The organism is Sphingomonas sp., from assembly GCF_041661825.1.
Taxonomy (GTDB): Bacteria; Pseudomonadota; Alphaproteobacteria; order Sphingomonadales; family Sphingomonadaceae; genus Sphingomonas.
The window spans coordinates 209,919-226,692 of record NZ_JBAZTU010000004.1 but is presented as its reverse complement, the minus strand read 5'-3'; the positions used below and the strand labels follow the sequence as shown (position 1 = coordinate 226,692).

Annotated in this window: 20 protein-coding genes; 12 read left to right on the top strand and 8 right to left on the bottom strand. The window is 67.0% G+C overall.

Annotated features, from left to right (window positions below):
* Positions 1 to 48 precede the first annotated feature (48 nt).
* The 3 genes from WC729_RS19660 to gpmA form a co-directional block, all read right to left on the bottom strand.
* The gene (locus WC729_RS19660; RefSeq protein ID WP_372855940.1) at positions 49 to 1,116 is read right to left on the bottom strand and encodes a 5-(carboxyamino)imidazole ribonucleotide synthase; all 1,068 of its coding nucleotides are present in this window, start codon (positions 1,114 to 1,116) and stop codon (positions 49 to 51) included.
* Positions 1,113 to 1,598 (bottom strand): 5-(carboxyamino)imidazole ribonucleotide mutase, encoded by a 486-nt coding sequence (purE, locus tag WC729_RS19655; RefSeq protein WP_372855938.1) that lies wholly within the window; start codon positions 1,596 to 1,598, stop codon positions 1,113 to 1,115. Before purE ends, WC729_RS19660 begins: the two co-directional genes overlap by 4 nt.
* Before the next feature lie 71 nt (positions 1,599 to 1,669).
* On the bottom strand, positions 1,670 to 2,356 hold the full coding sequence (gene gpmA / locus WC729_RS19650) for a 2,3-diphosphoglycerate-dependent phosphoglycerate mutase (RefSeq protein ID WP_372855936.1): 687 nt from the start codon (positions 2,354 to 2,356) through the stop codon (positions 1,670 to 1,672).
* A gap of 110 nt (positions 2,357 to 2,466) precedes the next feature.
* Between gpmA and WC729_RS19645 the strand changes: the two genes are divergently transcribed.
* Complete coding sequence (locus WC729_RS19645; protein ID WP_372855934.1) at positions 2,467 to 3,189, top strand: dienelactone hydrolase family protein; 723 nt, start codon at positions 2,467 to 2,469, stop codon at positions 3,187 to 3,189.
* Positions 3,190 to 3,193: 4 nt separating this feature from the next.
* Here WC729_RS19645 and WC729_RS19640 read toward each other — a convergent pair whose 3' ends face one another.
* Complete coding sequence (locus WC729_RS19640) at positions 3,194 to 4,312, bottom strand: M14-type cytosolic carboxypeptidase (protein ID WP_372855932.1); 1,119 nt, start codon at positions 4,310 to 4,312, stop codon at positions 3,194 to 3,196.
* The gene (locus WC729_RS19635) at positions 4,309 to 4,929 is read right to left on the bottom strand and encodes a DUF4136 domain-containing protein (protein ID WP_372855930.1); all 621 of its coding nucleotides are present in this window, start codon (positions 4,927 to 4,929) and stop codon (positions 4,309 to 4,311) included. Before WC729_RS19635 ends, WC729_RS19640 begins: the two co-directional genes overlap by 4 nt.
* A 165-nt stretch (positions 4,930 to 5,094) precedes the next feature.
* Between WC729_RS19635 and ykgO the strand changes: the two genes are divergently transcribed.
* Both ykgO and WC729_RS19625 read left to right on the top strand, forming a co-directional pair.
* The gene (gene ykgO / locus WC729_RS19630) at positions 5,095 to 5,220 is read left to right on the top strand and encodes a type B 50S ribosomal protein L36 (protein WP_004210176.1); all 126 of its coding nucleotides are present in this window, start codon (positions 5,095 to 5,097) and stop codon (positions 5,218 to 5,220) included.
* Positions 5,221 to 5,838: an HAD family hydrolase gene (locus tag WC729_RS19625; protein WP_372855925.1), complete on the top strand. Its 618-nt coding sequence runs from the start codon at positions 5,221 to 5,223 to the stop codon at positions 5,836 to 5,838.
* On the opposite strand, the gene WC729_RS19620 is transcribed toward WC729_RS19625, so the two are convergent.
* Together WC729_RS19620 and pyk are read right to left on the bottom strand one after the other, a co-directional pair.
* Positions 5,835 to 6,659, bottom strand: a complete 825-nt coding sequence (locus tag WC729_RS19620; protein WP_372855923.1) for a dienelactone hydrolase family protein — start codon at positions 6,657 to 6,659, stop codon at positions 5,835 to 5,837. The two genes, WC729_RS19625 and WC729_RS19620, sit on opposite strands and share 4 nt — an antisense overlap.
* A gap of 59 nt (positions 6,660 to 6,718) precedes the next feature.
* Positions 6,719 to 8,176 carry a pyruvate kinase gene (gene pyk, locus WC729_RS19615; protein WP_372855921.1) on the bottom strand — a complete coding sequence of 486 codons (1,458 nt, stop codon included), beginning with the start codon at positions 8,174 to 8,176 and terminating at the stop codon, positions 6,719 to 6,721.
* 75 nt (positions 8,177 to 8,251) lie between these two features.
* Here pyk and WC729_RS19610 point away from each other — a divergent pair, with 75 nt between their 5' ends.
* From WC729_RS19610 to WC729_RS19585, 6 genes are all read left to right on the top strand, one after another.
* On the top strand, positions 8,252 to 8,548 hold the full coding sequence (locus WC729_RS19610) for a DUF1244 domain-containing protein (protein ID WP_372855919.1): 297 nt from the start codon (positions 8,252 to 8,254) through the stop codon (positions 8,546 to 8,548).
* Positions 8,549 to 8,612: 64 nt separating this feature from the next.
* Entirely contained in the window at positions 8,613 to 8,852 is a 240-nt protein-coding gene (locus WC729_RS19605; protein WP_372855917.1) for a DUF2312 domain-containing protein, read from the top strand.
* 118 nt (positions 8,853 to 8,970) lie between these two features.
* Positions 8,971 to 9,714 carry a YebC/PmpR family DNA-binding transcriptional regulator gene (locus WC729_RS19600; RefSeq protein WP_372855915.1) on the top strand — a complete coding sequence of 248 codons (744 nt, stop codon included), beginning with the start codon at positions 8,971 to 8,973 and terminating at the stop codon, positions 9,712 to 9,714.
* 28 nt (positions 9,715 to 9,742) lie between these two features.
* Positions 9,743 to 10,228: a crossover junction endodeoxyribonuclease RuvC gene (gene ruvC / locus WC729_RS19595; protein ID WP_372855913.1), complete on the top strand. Its 486-nt coding sequence runs from the start codon at positions 9,743 to 9,745 to the stop codon at positions 10,226 to 10,228.
* Between the two features lie 9 nt (positions 10,229 to 10,237).
* The gene (gene ruvA / locus WC729_RS19590; protein ID WP_372855911.1) at positions 10,238 to 10,831 is read left to right on the top strand and encodes a Holliday junction branch migration protein RuvA; all 594 of its coding nucleotides are present in this window, start codon (positions 10,238 to 10,240) and stop codon (positions 10,829 to 10,831) included.
* A gap of 62 nt (positions 10,832 to 10,893) precedes the next feature.
* On the top strand, positions 10,894 to 11,289 hold the full coding sequence (locus tag WC729_RS19585; RefSeq protein ID WP_372855909.1) for a nuclear transport factor 2 family protein: 396 nt from the start codon (positions 10,894 to 10,896) through the stop codon (positions 11,287 to 11,289).
* A 46-nt stretch (positions 11,290 to 11,335) separates the two neighbouring features.
* On the opposite strand, the gene WC729_RS19580 is transcribed toward WC729_RS19585, so the two are convergent.
* Positions 11,336 to 12,238, bottom strand: a complete 903-nt coding sequence (locus tag WC729_RS19580) for a 2-hydroxyacid dehydrogenase (RefSeq protein ID WP_372855907.1) — start codon at positions 12,236 to 12,238, stop codon at positions 11,336 to 11,338.
* A 59-nt stretch (positions 12,239 to 12,297) separates the two neighbouring features.
* Between WC729_RS19580 and ruvB the strand changes: the two genes are divergently transcribed.
* From ruvB to WC729_RS19565, 3 genes are all read left to right on the top strand, one after another.
* Positions 12,298 to 13,320, top strand: a complete 1,023-nt coding sequence (ruvB, locus tag WC729_RS19575; RefSeq protein ID WP_372855905.1) for a Holliday junction branch migration DNA helicase RuvB — start codon at positions 12,298 to 12,300, stop codon at positions 13,318 to 13,320.
* A 79-nt stretch (positions 13,321 to 13,399) separates the two neighbouring features.
* Positions 13,400 to 15,670 carry a phosphoenolpyruvate--protein phosphotransferase gene (ptsP, locus tag WC729_RS19570; RefSeq protein ID WP_372855903.1) on the top strand — a complete coding sequence of 757 codons (2,271 nt, stop codon included), beginning with the start codon at positions 13,400 to 13,402 and terminating at the stop codon, positions 15,668 to 15,670.
* Positions 15,671 to 15,780: 110 nt separating this feature from the next.
* Entirely contained in the window at positions 15,781 to 16,734 is a 954-nt protein-coding gene (locus WC729_RS19565; protein ID WP_372855901.1) for a helix-turn-helix domain-containing protein, read from the top strand.
* Positions 16,735 to 16,774 lie beyond the last annotated feature (40 nt).

Below are 16,774 nucleotides of genomic sequence, written 5' to 3'. Positions count from 1 at the left end.
TGATGACATGAAGAGGCCCGCTTTCCGCAAGGAAGGCGGGCTTTTCTGTCAGCGCGCCAGCCGGGTCACATGGCCCATCTTGCGGCCCGGCCGCACCGTCTTGCCGTAGAGGTGCAGATGCGCGCCCGGCTCGGCGAGGATCTCCGCCCAGCGATTGGCGTCCTCGCCGATCAGATTCTCCATCTCGACGCGCGGGGCCATCAGGCCGGTGTCGCCGAGCGGCAGGCCGCAGATCGCCCGGATATGGTTCTCGAACTGCGAAGTGACCGCGCCCTCGATCGTCCAGTGGCCCGAATTGTGGACGCGGGGCGCCATCTCGTTGAACACCGGGCCCTGCTCGGTCGCAAAGAACTCAAGCGTCAGCACGCCGACATAGCCGAGCGTGTCAGCGACGCGCCCGGCAAGCGCCGCCGCCTCGGTCCAGTGCCGCGCGATCTCGGCAGGGGCGGGCAGCGAGGAGCGGTCGAGAATGCCGTCGACATGCTGGTTCCAGGGCGGCGGATAGCTGACTATCGCGCCGTCCGCGCCGCGCGCCAGGATGATCGAGAATTCGTGGCTGAAGGTGACGAAGCCTTCGAGGATCGCGGGGCGCTGGCCGATCTCGGCCCAGGCGCTTTCCGCGTCGTCCACGATGTGGAGGCGGACCTGGCCCTTGCCGTCATAGCCGAGCCGCAAGGTCTTCAGGATCGCCGGCGCCCCGATCTCGGCCAGTGCCTGTTTCAGCTCGGCGAGCGTCGTGACCTTGCGCCACGGGGCGGTGCGGCCGCCCAACCCGTCGACGAAGCTCTTCTCGGTCGCGCGGTCCTGCGCGACTTCGAGTGCGGCAGGGGCAGGGTGCACCGGCAGCTTCGTCGCGAGGTACTGGATCGGCTCGATCGCGATATTCTCGAACTCGTAAGTGACGACATCGGCCGAAGCGGCGAGCTCGTCGAGGATGATGCGGCTGTGATAATCGGCGCGGGTGAAGCTGGAGGCGGTCTGTGCCGCGACGCTCTCGGCGTCAGGGGCGAGGATCTGGGTACGATAGCCGAGCTGCGCCGCTGCGACCGCGAGCATCCGTCCGAGCTGGCCGCCGCCGAGGATACCGATCGTCGAGCCGGGAGGGAGCGCACTCATTCGGGGTCGGTAACCACGCTGTCCGTCTGTGCGGCGCGCCACTTCTTCAGCCGCTCGGCGAGCAGCGCATCGCTGGTGGCGAGGATCGCGGCGGCGAGCAGGCCGGCATTCTTCGCGCCGGGCTTGCCGATCGCGAGCGTGCCGACGGGCACGCCGCCGGGCATCTGGACGATCGAGAGCAGGCTATCCATGCCCTTCATCGCCTTGGATTCGACCGGCACGCCGAGCACGGGAAGATGCGTCATCGCGGCTGCCATACCGGGCAGATGCGCCGCGCCGCCCGCGCCGGCGATGATCACCTTCAGCCCGCGATGCTCGGCCTGGGCGGCATAATCGTAGAGCCGCTGCGGGGTGCGGTGCGCGGACACGACCTTGGTCTCGTGCGGCACGCCGAGTGCCGCGAGCGCATCCGCGGCATGGCGCATCGTGTCCCAATCGGACGCGCTGCCCATGATGATGCCGACAAGGGGATGATCCGTCATGAGCTACCCCGGTGAAAGGAGCGGTTTCCTAACCGTGGGACGCGGTCAGGGCAACTTACTTACGTTTCGAGTCAGCGCTCGCTCAGATAATAGCGATCGGTCGCGTTCAGCGCGTCGTCCAGCTCGTAGACGATCGGCTGGCCGGTCGGGATCTCCAGGCTGGTGATCTCGTCGTCCGGAATGTTCGACAGATGCTTGACCAGCGCGCGCAGCGAATTGCCGTGCGCCGAGATCAGTACGCGCTGCCCGGCCTTGAGCGCGGGGGCGATGCGGCCGTCCCAATAAGGCAGCACGCGCGCAATCGTGTCCTTCAGGCTCTCGGTGTCGGGAATGGCGATCCCTGCGTAGCGGCGGTCCTGCGACAGGTCGAACGGTCCGCCCGCTTCCATCGGCGGGGGCGGGATGTCGAAGCTGCGGCGCCAGATATGGACCTGCGCGTCGCCATGCTTGGCGGCGGTCTCCGCCTTGTCGAGCCCGGTCAGGCCGCCATAATGCCGCTCGTTGAGGTGCCAGTCCTTCTCGACCGGCAGCCACAGCCGCCCCATTTCCTCGAGCGCGAGGTTGAGCGTCTTGATCGCGCGGGTCTGAAGCGAGGTGAAGGTCTGGTCGAAGTCCAGGCCCTTCTCCTTCATCAGCCGGCCTGCCGCACGCGCTTCCTCGGCGCCCTTCTCGGTCACATCGACGTCCCACCAGCCGGTGAAGCGGTTCTCCAGGTTCCAGGCGGACTGGCCGTGGCGGATCAGGACGAGGGTGGGCATGGTTTCTCCCGAGGCGAGGATGACGCGCCCGTCTCTAGCGATTGATGCGTGCGAGGCAACTTGCGGCGCACCTTCGCGGCATGGCATCTGGCCGCCAAAGGAGAATCTCCATGGCGATCGTACGGCAGACACTCGTGTATAACGGGCCGGGCGGGCCGTTCGAGGGCGTGATCGCCTATGAGGACGAGATCACCACGATGCGGCCGGGCGTGCTCGTCGTGCCCAATATCCGCGGACAGAAGGAAGCCGACAATCTCAAGGCTGAGGCGCTGGCGAAGCTCGGCTATGTCGGGTTCGCCTGCGACGTGTTCGGGCAGGGCAAGCGCACCACGCATGAGTCGCCCGACATGGCGGTTTATATGAACGAAATGAACGCTGATCGTCCGCTGCTGCGTGACCGGTTGCAGGCCTCGCTCGATGCGCTGAAGGGGTTCGACCGGGTCGACCCGGCAAAGACCGCCGCGATCGGTTTCTGCTTCGGCGGCAAATGCGTGCTCGACATCGCGCGCGCAGGGCTCGACACGCTTGGCTGTGTCAGCTTCCACGGTGTCTACGACCGGCCCGACTATGCCAGCACGACCCCGATCAAGCCGAAGCTGCTGGTCTGCCATGGCTGGGACGATCCGCTGGCGCCGCCCGACGCCGTGGTGGCGCTTGGCCGCGAGCTGACCGAGGGTGGGGCCGACTGGCAGATCCATGCCTATGGCAATGCTGGCCATGCCTTTACCGATCACTCGGCAAAGGGCTCCACCCGGCCCGGCGTCGCTTATGAGGAACGCGCGGACCGGCGGAGCTGGGAAGCGATGAAGGACTTCCTGGCGGAGCTCTTCTGACGCCTCAGATCGAGTCGATCACCTCGGCCAGCACTTCGAGGCAGCTATGCCCGAGCTGCTTGCTCCGTTCCGGCGACCAGCCGAACTCGGGGTCCGCGTTCGGATCATGGTCCTTGAACGGCATTTCCAGCGTCATCGCCACCGCGCCGAAGCGTTCGGCGAGCTGGTTGGTCGACATGGTGAGGTTGGCCTTGCCCGGGCTCGATTTCTCATAGCCCTTCTCGATCTGGAAATCGGGGGTGTGGGCGGCGAGGCGGCGGGCATAGTCGTAGTATTTCTCGCCAAGGGCGTCGGTCCAGCCCGGAATGCCCTCGAAGCCGGCGAGGAAATTGGCGGGGATCGCCTCGTCGCCATGCACGTCCATCGCAAAGGCCACGCCGGTCTCGTCCATCGCATTGCGCACGCACAACACTTCCGGACTCTTCTCCGCGGTCGGCTCGTGCCATTCGCGGTTGAGATTCACGCCGGCGGCATTGGTGCGCAGATGGCCGCGGAACGACCCGTCCGGGTTCATGTTCGGCACGACATGGAAGGTCGCCTTGGCGAGCAGTGCCGCGGTGACCGCGTCCTCACTATCGGTCAGCCGCTCGAGCGCGCCCTCCATCCACCATTCGGCCATGGATTCGCCGGGATGCTGGCGCGCGTAGAGCCAGACCTGCTTCGGCCCCTCGCCGATGCGGAAATAGTCGATCGCGCGGCCGTCGAGCGACTGGCCGAGCTGGCGGTGGGTGACGCCCGGCTGGAGCGCGGTCGCGGCGACCAGCGCGTCGTGGCGCTCCATCGTATAGGGCGCGAAATAGGCGAACCAGACGAGTTCGCCGTCACCTTCCCAGTCGAATTCCAGCACGCCATCGGCATAGCGCGTCTCGGCCATGCGCCAGTCGATCCGATCGGTCGAGACGCGTGCCTTGTAGCCCGGCCAGCCGAACGGATAGGCCGACGACCCCGCATTGACGATGCGATAGGTCAGCTTGCGACCTTTCGCGCCGGCAACGCGGAAATAGAACCATTGGAAAAAGTCCGACTGGTGATCGTGGACGATCTCCAGGTCGATTCGGTCTCCGGCGATGGCGACCAGGCGGATATTGCCGCCATCGAAGGCGGCGTTGATCTGAATGCTCATTTGACCGTGATAGAACGACCCGATTCGCCGGGGAACCCCAGGAACAGGGCATGGGCCAATTTGCCCGCCGCCACATTCGCCTGGGCCTCGGGCGCCTTGTCGTCGGCCTGGGTCTGGGCGCGGCCCTCCCAGATGACGGTGCCGTCGCTGCGCCGGCGGATCTGCACCGAAAGCTCGGTCGCGACGACATAGCGGGACTTGCTCTTGCCGATCGGGATGGAGACGCCGCCGCCGATCCCGACACCGCCGCCGCGGCCGCCGCTATAGGTGCCGCCGCCCAGGCCGATGCTGAACGGCGGGGGCTTGGGCGGTCCCTCCAGCGTGGTGCGAGTGAAGCCGACTACCGCGAGATACTGGCCGCGCACATCGGCAGGCGCCGCGGTATAGCCCGACTGGATCAGCTCAGCTTCGACCGCCGAGGCATAAGTCGAGAATTCGAGGCTCGCCGGCCCGCCGCCAGGCAGCGGTTCGACCGTAACGGTGCCCCGCTCGAGCGGGGCACCGAGATGGAAACGCGTCACCTGCACCGGGCCACTGACGGTGGTGGCGCATCCTGCGAGACTCCCTGCCAGACCGGTTGCTGCGAGTGCGATGAGCAATGTCCGTGCCGCCGTCATCCTGCCATATCCTTCGAACCGATCGTTGCGTCACTGTAACGCTGTAAGCCGATAACGCACGATAGACACATCCGGGTTCCGTGTCGCGCGGGTTGACTTGGGACCCTCTCGTCCATATGCGGGCGCCTCTTTCCAAAACCCGAGAATCAAAGAAGCGAATCGATCATGAAGATCCGCAATTCCCTGAAGTCGCTCAAGGGCCGTCACCGCGACAACCGCGTGATCCGCCGTCGTGGCCGCACCTATGTCATCAACAAGACGAACCGCCGCTTCAAGGCCCGCCAGGGTTAAGTGAGCCGGCCGGCTGCCGTCGTCTTCGACGTCGGCAACGTCCTGTATGACTGGAACCCGAGGTTCCTTTACGAGCGCCTGATCGAGGACGATCGGGCGCTCGATGCGTTCCTGCGCGACGTCGCGACGAAGGAATGGCATTTCCAGCACGACGAAGGTCGCCCCTTCGCCGAGACCTCGGCTGAGCTGAGCGCAGAACATCCCGAGCATGCCGAGATGATCGCGCTCTGGGGTCCGCGCTTCAGCGAGACGATCCCGGGCATGATCCCGGGCATGGCCGATCTGGTCGCGGAGATCGATTCGGCCGGCGTGCCGCTCTACGCCATCACCAATTTCTCGGGCGAGTTCTGGAAGCCGTTCCGCGACCGCGAGGCCGCGATCTTCGACCGGTTCCGCGACGTGGTCGTCTCGGGCGACGAGCGGCTGGTGAAGCCCGACCCCGCCATCTACCACCTCGCGCTCGACCGCTTCGGCCTCCAGCCGGGCGAGGCGGTGTTTATCGACGACCGTGAGGACAATGTCGCGGCGGCGAACGGCGTCGGCATGAACGGCCTGGTCTTCACCGATGCCGAAGCGCTGCGCGCCGATCTGGTCCGGCTGGGCGTGCTGTCGCGCTAACGCGCCGTCTGTGTCACCGCGAAATCGAACGCCTCGCGTAGCGCGGCGCGCGACCAGTCGGTGTCGTCGAGCAGGTCGAAGGCATGGACCGCGTCGGGCAGGTTGATCAGCCGCAGATCGTAATTCGCCGCCAATGCCGCGCCGACGAAATCGCCCAGCCGCCGGTTCAGCCCCTCGCTGTCCTTGCCGGCCCGCACCAACAGCATCGGCATGCGGCGCGTCGCGGCGTGCGCGCGAAAGGCGTCGAGCGGCTGATAGGTGCGCGCCCATGCCTCCGCCGGCGTCCCGTCCGGGCCGCCGAAATAGGGATAGAAGCCGATCGTGCAGGCAAGCTGCTGCGCCGCCGGATCGAAGACCGCCGCCAGTTGCACGCCGCCGCCCGAAAAGAGCCACGCGCAGGTCCGGTCGGCGCCGATGCCGATCTCGCCGCCCGTGCCCAGCGCCTTCAACAACGCAATCGTATCGGCATGCGAGGTCTCGAACGCCGCGCTACCGCCACCGCGCGGCCAGCGCTTGTCGGGGATGATGCCGATCAGCCCATGCTCGGCGGCGAGCTTCGCCAGGTCGATATAATTGCCCCAGGCGCGGGCATTGTCGGTGCCGCTGATAAAGACAATCGCGCCGCGCGGCGTGCCCGCGGGGGCATAGACATCGGCCTGGAAGCTCGTGCCCTTCTCACCCGGGATGGTGACCGTGCGCTTGCCGATGGCAATATTGGGAGAGGGCGCCAGGACAGTGTGCCACTGCTCGGGCGGCGTCTGCTGCGCGGCTGCCGGCGCGGCCAGCGATGCGACGAGCCCGGCCAGCCAGAATATCCTCATCCCGCTATCCTCCCGATAGTACGAAACATACTATAGCCGGGCGGCACGCGCTGCAAATTCTAGTGCGAATAGCCCTTCAACTCGTCGCCGATCACTCGAACCACATGCAGTACATTGGTCGAACCCGGCGTGCGGAACGGCACGCCGGCGATGAGGATCACCCGGTCGCCGGCCTTGGCGATATTGTGTCGCAGCGCCATGCGCTTGGCCTTGGCGACCATGTCCTCGAAGGATTCGACGTCGCGGGTATGCACCGCGTGCGTGCCCCATAGCAGGCCGAGCCGGCGTGCGGTCTCGATCTTCGGGGTGAGTACCAGCAGCGGTACGGAGGGCCGTTCGCGTGCGACGCGGCGGGCGGTCGAGCCCGAGGAGGTGAAGCAGATGATCGCCGCCGCGGTGACGGTCGCGGCGATGTTCTTCGCGGCCTCGGCCAGGGCATCGGCGGTGGTGGGGTCGGGGCGGGTGACGGTGAAATGGATGCGGTCGCCGTGCATCGGGTCGCGCTCGACCGCTTCGCCGATCGAATTCATCATCGCGACCGATTCGATCGGCCAGGCACCCGCGGCGCTCTCCGCCGAGAGCATGATCGCGTCCGCCCCGTCATAGACCGCGGTGGCGACGTCGGAGACTTCGGCCCGGGTCGGAGTCGGTGCGGTGATCATCGATTCGAGCATCTGGGTCGCCACGATCACCGGCCGGCCGAGGCGGCGCGCGGTCTCGACGATGCGTTTCTGCAGCGGCGGCACCGATTCGGGCGGCAGCTCGACGCCGAGATCGCCGCGCGCGACCATCACCCCGTCGCACTGCTCGACGATCTCCTCGAGCCGGTCGATCGCCGAGGGCTTCTCGATCTTGGCCATCAGCGCGGCCTTGCCTTGGATCAGCTTGCGCGCCTCCGCCAGATCTTCGGGGCGCTGGACGAAGCTGAGCGCGATCCAGTCGACGCCCTGGTCGATCGCGAAGGCCAGGTCGCTGCGGTCCTTCTCGGTCAGCGCCGCCATCGGCACCACCACATCGGGCACGTTCAGCCCCTTGTTGTTGGACAGCGCGCCGCCGACCACCACGGTGGTGACGATCTTCTTCTCCTCGTGGCTCTCGACGCGCAGCACCAGCTTGCCGTCGTCGAGCAGCAGCCGCGCACCGACCTCGATCGCCTCGAAGATCTCGCGGTGGGGCAGCTCGACCCGGGTCGCGTCGCCCGGCGTCTTGTCGCGGTCGAGGATGAAGGTCGATCCGGTGACCAGTTCGGTCCGCCCGCCCTCGAATTTGCCGACGCGCAGCTTCGGGCCCTGCAGATCGGCGAGGATCGTGGTGGGGCGGCCATATTTCTTTTCGAGGCTGCGGATCGCCTGGATCACCGCCACCTTCGACGCCTGGTCGCCATGGCTCATATTGACGCGGAAAGCGTCGGCGCCTGCCTCGAACAGCTTGCCGATCATCTCGGCGGTGCTGCTTGCGGGGCCCAGCGTCGCGAGGATGCGCACCTTTCGCGATCGGGGGCTGATGGCCTTGGTCATGTCACGGCGTTCCTCGGCTTGTGCGCGCTTGGCTCTAACCCCTATCTCGGGGGGATCAACCGTGGAGCGTGTAAAATGGCCGAATTGGAGACGATCGACGATGCCGTGGCGGCGACCGCCTTCCGCCGGCTCGTCCTGCACCTGCGCCATCGCGGCGATGCGCAGAATGTCGATCTGATGGGACTCGCCGGATTCTGCCGCAACTGCCTGTCGGACTGGGTGCAGGAGGCATCCGACGGCGCCCTCGACAAGGAGGGCGCGCGGGAAGCGATCTACGGCATGCCCTATGCGCAGTGGAAGGCGCAGCATCAGGGCGAAGCGACGCCCGAGCAACTCGCACGCATGGCGGAGAGCGTCGCGAAGAATGCGTGACGGGGCCGCCGCGCTGTCCTAAAGCCGCCCACCTTTCCAACGAATCAACTCCGGGGACTATTTCATGAGCGACGTGATCGCCGCCGACCAGCTTCGCCTTTTTATCGAGCGCATCGAGCGGCTCGAGGAAGAGAAAAAGGGCATCGCGGACGACATCAAGGACGTCTACGCCGAATGCAAATCGAACGGCTTCGACACCAAGACGATCCGCACGATCGTCAAGCTGCGCAAGATGGAGAAGCATCACCGCGACGAAGCCGAGATGCTGCTCGATACCTACAAGGCGGCGCTCGGACTCGACTAAGCCACCCTTTTCCGTTCGTCCTGAGCTTGTCGAAGGACTGTTCTTTCTTCTACCTCAGGTGCAGCAAGGGCAGGGCTTCGACAAGCTCAGCTCGAACGGTTAGTTTTCAGGACGTCCCATGGCAGGCCATTCCAAATACAAGAACATCATGTACCGCAAGGGCGCGCAGGACAAGAAACGGTCCGCCGCCTTCTCCAAGCTCAGCCGCGAAATCACCGTGGCGGCGAAGATGGGCACGCCCGATCCGGACATGAACCCGCGGCTGCGCGCGGCGGTCAACGCCGCCAAGGCGCAGTCGATGCCCAAGGACAATATCCAGCGCGCGATCGACAAGGCCGAGCGGGGCGACGGGGAGAATTACGAGGAGATCCGCTATGAGGGCTTTGGCCCTGGCGGCGTCTCGCTGATCATCGAGGCGCTGACCGACAACCGCAACCGCACCGCGACCAACGTACGTGTCGCCGTTTCCAAGAATGGCGGCAATCTGGGCGCGAGCGGATCGGTGAGCCATGGCTTCGACCGGATGGGTCTGATCTCCTATCCGGCGAGCGCGGGCGACGCCGACACAGTGTTCGAGGCCGCACTCGAAGCGGGTGCCGAGGATGTCGAATCGGGCGATGACGGCCATGAGATCTGGACCTCGAACGAAGCGCTGCACGAAGTCGTGAAGGCGCTGACCCCGGTGCTCGGCGAGCCCGAGGGCGCGAAGCTCGCCTGGAAGCCGCAGACCATGGTCGAAGTCGGCGAGGACGATGCCGGGCTGCTGTTCAAGCTGATCGACGTCCTCGACGAGGATGACGACGTGCAGCAGGTGTGGGGCAATTACGACGTGTCCGACGCCGTGCTGGAGAAGCTGGGTTGATCTCAATCCTCCCCGCGCCGGGGAGGATATGATCATCCTCGGCCTCGACCCTGGCCTTGGCACGACCGGCTGGGGGCTGATCCGTGCCGAGGGCAACCGGTTGTCGCACCTCGCCAATGGCCGGCTGAAGACCGACAGCGCCGCGACCCTGCCGCGCCGGCTCGCGCATCTCGATGCGATGCTGGGGGCGCTGATCGTCGATCATGCGCCCGACGCGGCGGCGGTCGAGGAAGTGTTCGTCAACGCCAACCCGCAATCGACGCTGAAGCTCGGTCAGGCGCGCGGCGTCGTCCTGTGCGCCGTGGCGCGCACGGGGATCGAGGTCGGCGAATATGCCGCGCGGCTGGTCAAGAAGGCCGTCGTCGGTACCGGTGCTGCCGAGAAGGCGCAGGTCCATGCGATGGTCGCGCGCCTGCTGCCGGGCGTGAAGATCGACGGCCCCGACGCGGCTGACGCGCTGGCGGTGGCGATCTGCCACGCGCATCATCTGGCGTCGGCGCGGCGCATCCCCTAGTCCGTCATCATGATCGCCCATCTCAAAGGCCGCCTCGACTCCCTCGGCATCGACCATGCGGTGATCGATGTCGGGGGCGTCGGTTATCTCGTCGGGGCTTCGTCGCGGACCCTGGCCGCGATCGGCCCGGTGGGCGAAGCGGCGATGCTGCACACCGAGATGCTGGTGGCGGAGGATTTCATCCGCCTGGTCGGCTTCGCCACCGCCAGCGAGCGTGACTGGTTTCGGCTGCTGACGGGCGTGCAGGGGGTGGGCGCCCGCGTCGCGCTGGCCATCCTGTCGGCGCTCGATCCTGCCGATCTCAGCCGCGCCATCGCCGCGCAGGACAAGGCGATGGTCGCGCGGGCCAACGGCGTCGGGCCGAAACTCGCCGAACGCATCGTGCGCGAACTGAAGGACAAGATCGGCGCGGTCGCGATCGGCGGCGCGACTCCGATCGCGGCGAGCGGTGCGGGGGCGGATGCGATCTCGGCAATGCTCAACCTCGGCTTTCGCCCCGCGGAGGCGAGCGCGGCGGTTGCCGCTGCGGAGGAGGAGCTCGGCTCGGGCGCCACGCTCGATGCGCTGGTTCGGCTGGCATTGCGCAAGGCGTCCAGGGCCTGAGGATCGCTTGCGCGGTCCGGGAAAAGCGATAGCCTGACGTGATAATCGACAGGGGATGGACGATGGGCAACGTTGCAGTCGTGCAAGGCATCTATGACGCGTTCAGGACCGGCGACCTGCCCGGCATCTTCGGCGCGATGCATCCGGACATCGAGTGGAACGAGGCGGAGAATTATCCCTACGCCGTCACCAATCCCCATATCGGGCCGGAGGCGATCCTGGCCGGGGTGTTCGGGCAGATCGCCGGCGACTGGGACGGATTCGCGGCAAAGCCCGACCAGATCCTCGATGCCGGCGATCATGTCGTGGCGCTCGGCCGCTACAGCGGCGTGGCAAAGGCCACCGGCACGGCGATGGACGCACAGTTCGCACATGTCTGGCGCCTGGTCGACGGCAAGGTGGCCAGCTTCCAGCAATATGCCGATACGCTGCAGACGGCGCGCGCGCTGGGTAGATGACGGCGCCGCTGCGGCGGGCCGATGGGAAAAGAGAAGGTCCGCCTGCTCAGACGATCGGCGTGAGCAGCGGCTTTCCGGCGAAATGAGCATCGAGATTGGCCACGACCAGCGCCGCCATTTCCGTGCGGCTTTCGACCGTGGCGCTGCCCTGGTGCGGGATCAGCACGACCTGATCCATTTCCCTCAGCGCCTCCGGGACATGCGGCTCGTCGGCGAACACGTCGAGGCCTGCGCCGGCGATGGTGCCATCGGCCAGCGCTGCGATCAGCGCCGGCTCGTCGACCAGGCTGCCGCGCGCGACGTTGATCAGCACGCCGTTCCTGCCCAGCTTCGCCAGCACCTCGGCATTGACGATGTTGCGCGTCGCGTCGCCGCCGGGCGCGATCAGGATCAGCGTGTCGCAGGCTTCGGCCAGCGCACCGATCTCCGGCACGAAGCGATAGCCCGAATCTGCCCGCTCGTGCCGGGCGGTGTAGAGCACTTCGCTGGCGAACACCGCGGCGCGTCTGGCGATCGCCTGGCCGATCGTGCCGAAACCGAAAATGCCGATGCGTCGCCCGCTGGAGCGCCGGCCGAGCGGCACGTTCCAGCCGCCGGCCCGCACCGTGCGGTCGTTGAAGGCGAGCCGCCGGTCGACCGCCAGCATCAGCCCGATGGCGAGATCGGCGACATCGTCGGTCAATATATCGAGCGTGGTCGTCACCCGCACGCCACGGGCACGCACTGCGTCGAGATCGATCCGTTCGTACCCGACGCCGTTGATCGAGACGATCTCCAGCGCGGGGAGCCGGTCGAGCAGCGCCTGGTCGACCATAACCGATCCGCCGCCGACGATGGCGCGGGTGCTGGGTGGCGGATTGTCGCGGTGTACGACGAAGCGCTTTTCCAGCGCGTCCATCAGGGGGCCGGCCATCGCGGCAGGGAGATACAGGTCGGGAAGCTCGCTCATCGCGCCCTCATAGTGCGCGCGCCTTGCCCCCGCCAGCATCCGCGCGCTATCGCCGCTCAGTGACTGAAAGCGACCGCATCCTGACGCCCGCGCGCAAGCCCGAGGATATCGACGCGGCGTTGCGCCCGAAGACGCTCGACGAATTCGTCGGGCAGAAGGCGGCGCGGGAGAATCTGCGTGTGTTCATCGCGGCGGCGAAGTCGCGCGGCGATGCGCTCGACCATGTGCTGTTCTTCGGCCCGCCCGGCCTGGGCAAGACCACGCTGGCGCAGATCATCGCACGCGAAATGGGCGTCGGCTTTCGCGCCACCTCCGGACCGGTCATCGCCAAGTCGGGCGATCTGGCGGCGCTGCTGACCAATCTCGAGGATGGCGACGTGCTGTTCATCGACGAGATCCACCGGCTCGCGCCGGCGGTCGAGGAAGTGCTCTATCCGGCGATGGAGGACCGGGCGCTCGACCTGATGATCGGCGAAGGGCCATCGGCGCGCTCGGTCAGGATCGACCTGCCGCGCTTTACCCTGGTCGGGGCGACGACGCGGCAGGGGCTGCTGACGACGCCGTTGCGCGACCGGTTCGGCATTCCGGTGCGGCTTCATTTCTACACCGTCGACGAACTGGAGAAGGTCGTCACCCGAGCAGCGTCGCTGCTCGATCTGCATGTCTCGCCCGATGGCGCGCACGAGATCGCGCGCCGGTCGCGGGGCACGCCGCGCATCGCCGGGCGGCTGCTCCGGCGCGTACGCGATTTCGCCAATGTCGCGGGCCGCGAGACGGTCGACGCAGTGGCAGCGGATGCGGCGCTCAACCGGCTCGAAGTCGACAAGCTCGGCCTTGATGCGATGGACCGGCGCTATCTGATGATGATCGCCGACGTCTATCGCGGCGGCCCGGTCGGGGTGGAGACGCTGGCGGCCGGGCTGAGCGAACCGCGCGACACGGTCGAGGAAGTGATCGAGCCCTATCTCATCCAGCTCGGCCTGATCGCGCGCACCGCCCGGGGGCGGATGCTCAATGCGGGCGGCTGGAAGCATCTCGGGCTCAACCCGCCAGCCAGTTCGCAGGACGGGCTGTTCGACTAGTTTCAACTTCTTGCTGCACGAGCCTTTCTTGTTGCGCAGCATTATGGCCCAGCCCCTCACAATCTGATAGCGCCAGACCATGCCCAGCGCCGCCGCCTCTGCCCGTGAGATCCTCGTCCGCCTCCACGACCTGATGGCGTCGCGCACCACGGCGCAGGCGAAGCTCAATTCAGTGGTGCAGATCGTCGGAGAAGCGATGTCGAGCGAGGTCTGCTCGATCTACCTGCTGCGCGACGGCGTGCTCGAGCTCTACGCCACGCGCGGGCTGGCGCAGGAGGCAGTCCACGTCACCAAGCTCGCCATGGGCGAGGGGCTGGTCGGCACGATCGCGCAGGAAGTCGAGACGTTGAACCTCGACGAGGCGGCGTCGCATCCCGATTTCGCCTACAAGCCCGAAACCGGCGAGGAGAAATTCCACAGCTTTGCCGGCGTTCCGATCATCCGACGCGAACGTGCGGTGGGCGTGCTGTGCGTTCAGCACGCCGATCCCCATAAATATGACGATGTCGAGATCGAAGCCCTGCAGACCGTCGCCATGGTGCTGAGCGAACTGATCGCCAATGCCGACCTGGCCGATGCGAGCGGGGCTGCCTCGGCGCGCCCGCAATCGACCGCCGCGATGCGCGTGCCGGGGCTGAAGCTCGTCGACGGCATGGGCAGCGGCTATGCCGTTTATCACCAGCCGCGCATCACCATCGAGCATACCGTCGCCGAAGATACCGAGGCGGAGCGCCACCGCGTCTATGCCGCGTTCGACAAGATGCGCGAGCAGATCGAGCGCATGGCGGCGCAGGCCGAGTTCGGCGTCGGCGGTGAGCATGACGAGGTGCTGCAGACCTACAAGATGTTCGCGTACGATGAAGGCTGGAGCCGCCGGATCAACGAGGCGATCGATTCAGGCCTGACCGCCGAGGCCGCCATCGAGCGCGTCCAGCAGCGCACCCGCATGCGCATGCGCCAGATCGACGATCCGCTGCTCGCTGACCGGATGCACGATCTCGAGGACCTGTCCAACCGGCTGCTCCGCATCGTTTCCGGCCAGATGGGCACCGCGGCGCAAATGGGCTTGCGTCAGGACACGATCCTGATCGCGCGCAACCTCGGGCCAGCCGAGCTGCTCGAATATGATCGCCGCCGGCTGAAGGGCGTGGTGCTGGAGGAAGGCTCGCTCACCGCGCACGTCACCATCGTCGCGCGGGCGATGGGCGTGCCCGTGCTGGGCCGGGTGAAGAGCGTGCGCCGGCTGATCGGCGAGGGCGACCTGCTGCTGCTCGACGTGACCGAGGGCAATGTCTTCGCGCGGCCCTCCGCCGCGATGGAGGAAGCGTTCGAGACCAAGCTGCAGCTGCGCCAGAAGCGCCGCGCCGCCTTTGCCGCGCTGAAAACCGAGGCGCCGATCACCCTGGACGATCACCGGGTGACGGTGATGGTCAATGCGGGTCTCCGCGACGATGTCGCCGCGCTCGACGTGACCGGGGCCGACGGCATCGGGCTGTTCCGCACCGAGTTCCAGTTCCTGATCTCGGCGACGCTCCCGGCGCGCGAACGTCAGCAGCGGCTGTACCGCGACGTGCTCGAGGCGGCAGGCGACCGGCCGGTGATCTTCCGCACCGTCGATATCGGCGGCGACAAGGCCTTGCCCTATCTCAACAAGGAAGACGCCGACGAGGAGAATCCGGCGATGGGCTGGCGCGCGCTTCGGCTCGCGCTCGATCGCGGGGGCCTGATGAAGGTGCAGGCGCGCGCGCTGCTCGAGGCGGCGGCGGGGCGGACGCTCAACGTGATGTTCCCGATGGTGTCCGAGCCCTGGGAGTTCGACGAGGCCCGCGCCCTGTTCGAAACGCAGCGCGAGTGGATGAACGCGCGCGGCCGCAAGCTGCCCGCCGAGATCCGCTACGGTGCGATGCTCGAAGTGCCGGCGCTGGCCGAGCAGCTCGACCTGTTGCTGCCCAATGTGGATTTCCTGTCGGTCGGCACCAACGATCTCACCCAGTTCCTGTTCGCCGCCGATCGGGCCAATCCGCGGCTTGCCGAGCGCTACGACTGGCTGAGTCCGGCGATCCTGCGATTCCTGCGCCGCCTCGTCGCGCCGACGCGGGCCTCGAACGTGCAGCTTGCCGTATGCGGCGAGATGGGCGGGCGGCCGCTCGAGGCGATGGCGTTGATCGGGCTCGGCATCGACCGGCTGTCGATCACGCCGGCCGCGGTCGGGCCGATCAAGGCGATGGTGCGCTCGCTCGATCGGGCCGCGCTGATTGCGTTCATGGACGAACTGCTCGCGAAGCCGCCGCGCGACATGCGCGGGGCGCTGACGGCCTGGGCGGCCAAAAGCGGCGTCGAACTGGCATGATAGTGTGACGGGCGGAACTGCAGGCCGTTGACTCAGCGCGGTCCCTTTGTGAGACACGCGGCGGCGCGGGAAAATCATATAGGCCGCAACCTGCCTCGCCGGAGACAAGCATGACCGACACCGATCCCGGCGAAGAAGCGACCTTGTTCCCCAAAACCGCGGGCGAACGCCTGCGTGAGGCGCGCGAGGCGCAGGGTCTGTCGCTGGCCGAGATCGCGGCGCGCACCCGGATTCCGATCCGTCAGCTCGAGGCGATCGAGACCAGCAATTTCGCGGCGCTGCCGTCGATCACGTATTCGGTCGGCTTCGCCAAGGCCTATGCCCGGGCGGTCGGTGCCGACGAAGTCGCGATCGCACGCGACGTGCGCGCCCAGAACGACCAGGGCGTGCGCCGTACGGAATATGAAGCCTATGAGGTGACTGAGGCATCGAAGGTGCCGACGGGCGGAATCGCGCTGATCACGGCGATCGTTGCGGTGCTGCTGCTGATCGGCGCGGGCCTGTGGTACGGCACCACCCTGTTTCGTACCGAAGAGGTGATCCCGGCGCCGATCGAGAATGTCGAGGAACCCGCGCCCGTTGCGACGCCGACCCCGGCCGCGAGCGGACAGGTGACGCTGACCGCGACCGACGATGTCTGGATGCGGGTCTATGACGCGACCGGCACGACGCTGTACGAAAACACGCTGAAGCCTGGCGACCGCTACGACGTGCCCGCCAATGCCAATAACCCGATGATCAATATCGGCCGACCGGACAAGCTGCAGGTGATGCTCAACGGATCGCTGGTCGCGCCGCTGGGCGACGGCAAGGTCGCGATCAAGGACGTGCCGATCGGCGCTGCGGCGCTGCAGGCCCGGGCGAACGGCATCCCGCTCCCGACCGCTTCGGCAACGCCGGCGACTGCCACCGGCACGCCCGCGACGACGACCCGTACGCCCGTGACGCGGTCGACGCCGCGTGCGCAACGCACGCCGGCGGCCACCGCGCCGAGCCCGACGCCGACCGCGCCGCCGGTGCCGCCGGCTTTCGCGCCGGCGCCTGCCCCAACCACGGCACCTTAAGGGTGGCGACAGGATGATGGTGTCAGCTATACCCGGACGT

Bases quoted from the DNA above. Each gene is read 5' to 3' on its own strand.
- WC729_RS19660 (WP_372855940.1), bottom strand. From the start codon at position 1,116: ATGAGTGCGCTCCCTCCCGGCTCGACGATCGGTATCCTCGGCGGCGGC.
- purE (WP_372855938.1), bottom strand. From the start codon at position 1,598: ATGACGGATCATCCCCTTGTCGGCATCATCATGGGCAGCGCGTCCGAT.
- gpmA (WP_372855936.1), bottom strand. From the start codon at position 2,356: ATGCCCACCCTCGTCCTGATCCGCCACGGCCAGTCCGCCTGGAACCTG.
- WC729_RS19645 (WP_372855934.1), top strand. From the start codon at position 2,467: ATGGCGATCGTACGGCAGACACTCGTGTATAACGGGCCGGGCGGGCCG.
- WC729_RS19640 (WP_372855932.1), bottom strand. From the start codon at position 4,312: ATGAGCATTCAGATCAACGCCGCCTTCGATGGCGGCAATATCCGCCTG.
- WC729_RS19635 (WP_372855930.1), bottom strand. From the start codon at position 4,929: ATGACGGCGGCACGGACATTGCTCATCGCACTCGCAGCAACCGGTCTG.
- ykgO (WP_004210176.1), top strand. From the start codon at position 5,095: ATGAAGATCCGCAATTCCCTGAAGTCGCTCAAGGGCCGTCACCGCGAC.
- WC729_RS19620 (WP_372855923.1), bottom strand. From the start codon at position 6,659: ATGAGGATATTCTGGCTGGCCGGGCTCGTCGCATCGCTGGCCGCGCCG.
- pyk (WP_372855921.1), bottom strand. From the start codon at position 8,176: ATGACCAAGGCCATCAGCCCCCGATCGCGAAAGGTGCGCATCCTCGCG.
- WC729_RS19610 (WP_372855919.1), top strand. From the start codon at position 8,252: ATGGCCGAATTGGAGACGATCGACGATGCCGTGGCGGCGACCGCCTTC.
- WC729_RS19605 (WP_372855917.1), top strand. From the start codon at position 8,613: ATGAGCGACGTGATCGCCGCCGACCAGCTTCGCCTTTTTATCGAGCGC.
- WC729_RS19600 (WP_372855915.1), top strand. From the start codon at position 8,971: ATGGCAGGCCATTCCAAATACAAGAACATCATGTACCGCAAGGGCGCG.
- ruvC (WP_372855913.1), top strand. From the start codon at position 9,743: ATGATCATCCTCGGCCTCGACCCTGGCCTTGGCACGACCGGCTGGGGG.
- ruvA (WP_372855911.1), top strand. From the start codon at position 10,238: ATGATCGCCCATCTCAAAGGCCGCCTCGACTCCCTCGGCATCGACCAT.
- WC729_RS19585 (WP_372855909.1), top strand. From the start codon at position 10,894: ATGGGCAACGTTGCAGTCGTGCAAGGCATCTATGACGCGTTCAGGACC.
- WC729_RS19580 (WP_372855907.1), bottom strand. From the start codon at position 12,238: ATGAGCGAGCTTCCCGACCTGTATCTCCCTGCCGCGATGGCCGGCCCC.
- ptsP (WP_372855903.1), top strand. From the start codon at position 13,400: ATGCCCAGCGCCGCCGCCTCTGCCCGTGAGATCCTCGTCCGCCTCCAC.
- WC729_RS19565 (WP_372855901.1), top strand. From the start codon at position 15,781: ATGACCGACACCGATCCCGGCGAAGAAGCGACCTTGTTCCCCAAAACC.